The organism is Bacillus sp. AP50 (genome assembly GCF_040492675.1).
In the GTDB taxonomy this organism is placed as follows: domain Bacteria; phylum Bacillota; class Bacilli; order Bacillales; family Bacillaceae_G; genus Bacillus_A; species Bacillus_A cereus.
The window spans coordinates 1-2,311 of sequence record NZ_JBEUTW010000353.1; the positions used below are offsets into that span (position 1 = coordinate 1).

Below are 2,311 nucleotides of genomic sequence, written 5' to 3' on the forward strand. Positions count from 1 at the left end.
CTGTTCCTCAAACAGTTGATGAATTGCTTTATCATTCGGGAACGGCTTTTCAGTTTGGTTAAAAGTATACAGAAGCTGATGTTTTTCTTCCTCTGTCACCAGAATCATATCTGACAGCTTTTGTTCAGGATCTTCAACTATCTGATACAGCAGATGAAGAAAATGATCTCTCATTCTTTCTATAGTATCTTGGGTAAACAGGCTTGTACTGTATTCTATAGAAATATAAAGCTCTCCTTGCTCAGTTTCAGCAATGTCCCAGTTAATATCATATTTTGTATTGTTATAATCCCAGCTATAGGAATTAAAAGATAATCCTGGTATTTCCAAGTTTTTCATTTCCATATTCTGCAAGTTCAACATTGTATCAAACAAGGGATTCCGACTAAAGTCTCTCTGTAAATTAAGCTTTTCCAAGAGTTCTTCATAAGGATAATCGGCATTTTCATAAGACTGCAACACCTGTTCTTTTACCTGAAGAAGGAACTCTCGGAATGTAAGTGTTCCTACAGGATGATTTCTAAGAGGGAGAACATTAATAAAAACACCTATTACTTCTTCCAAATCGGCATGTGTTCTTCCAGCAATTGGTGAACCAATGATTATATCTTCCTGCCCAGTATATTTTGAAAGGAGGATATTATAGGCTGCCAACAGCACCATAAAAAATGTTGACTCTTCTTCAGAAGAAATTTCTTTCAAACGAAGCACCAGTTCATTATTGACCCGAAAACTGAATGTCTTCCCCGAAAACTGTTTAATCGGCGGACGAATAAAATCCGTCGGTAACTCTAAAATTGGAAGCTCCCCAGAAAGTGTATTTAACCAATACTGTTCTTGTTTTTTCAATGATTCAACCTGACTCTGTTCTTGCTGCCAGACTGCATAATCTTTGTATTGTATTTGTAAGTCATTCAATTTATTTCCTTGATACAATTCTGCAAAATCCTGCAACAGAATATTTGTAGATACACCATCTGAAATAATATGATGCATATCCATCATTAAGATATTATGATCGTCCTTAATCTGCACAACTTTAACACGAAACAAAGGTGCCTTGCTAAGATCAAAAGGTTTGATAAAACTTTCAATAATATCTGGCATTTCAAATAATTCACCCTTGATTAATTCAAATGGGAATTCAACTTCTTCGTAAATTTCTTGCACAAGCTCTCCTTCTTTGAACAGAAACACTGTCCTGAGTGACTCGTGTCGGCTCATTAAAGAGCAGAACGCCTGATAAATCCGCTCTATATCAAGTTCTCCATTAACTTCAACAATAATCGGAATGTTATAACTTGTCCCACCTTTAGCTTCTTCAAGCTTCTGAGCTGCATACATTCTTTTCTGAGCAAACGACACCGGATAAAACGGCCTTTTGGATGCTTTTTTAACTGAACGGTATTCTTGTTTACCAGCAGCAGTAATAAAGGACGCCAGCTTTTCTACAGTTGGCGAAGAAAATATAGCCTTAATAGGAATTTCCGTATCTAGCTGCTTTTGAATCCTAGAGGCAAGGATCATAGCCTTTAGTGAGTGGCCACCAAGTTCAAAAAAGTTGTCGTAAAGGCCGACCGGCTGCACTCTAAGCACCTCTTCAAATATACTTGCAAGCACCTTTTCTGTTTCAGTTACTGGTTCAAAGTATTTCCTTTCTTTCTCTTTGAGAACCTGAGGTTTAGGAAGCTTACTTTTATCCACCTTCCCATTAGCATTGAGCGGCAACCTTTCCAGTTCCAAAATAAAAGTAGGTACCATATAGTCCGGAAGCTTTTTGGCAATACAATCACGAATTTCCTCGATATTGATTATTCCTTCAGCTGAAATATAAGCACATAAATAAGAATGGCCGTTAACATCTTGATAGTCCGTAGCAAAGGCTTTCCGTACAGCAGGGAATTCAAGAAGCTTTGTTTCCACTTCTCCGAGTTCTACCCTATGCCCTCTTATTTTCACTTGTTGGTCTATTCTTCCCAAGTACTCAAGGTTTCCATCTGGCATCCAGCGGACAAGATCCCCCGTCTTATAGATTTGATCGCCAGGCACGAAAGGATTCTCCACAAAACGCTCTTCTGTCAAGTCTGGTCGATTCAGATATCCGCGGGAGACTCCGTCTCCTCCGATAACCAGCTCTCCAGGAATCCCTTCCGGCTGAAGCTGACCACTAGGACTTAAAACATAAGCCGATGTATTACTGATTGGCTTCCCAATCGGCACCGTATGGAGGTTAATCATAGACTCAGTAACAGGGCAAGCCGTGGCAAACACTGTTGTTTCGGTTGGTCCGTATACGTGAATGAGCCTGTCT

The 2,311-nt window shown here is 39.2% G+C and carries 1 protein-coding gene; it reads right to left on the reverse strand.

The genetic code is table 11. The annotated features are described in order from the left end of the window. On the reverse strand, positions 1-2,311 hold a 2,311-nt coding region (locus ABWK52_RS22170), incomplete at both ends, for a condensation domain-containing protein (protein ID WP_353772134.1).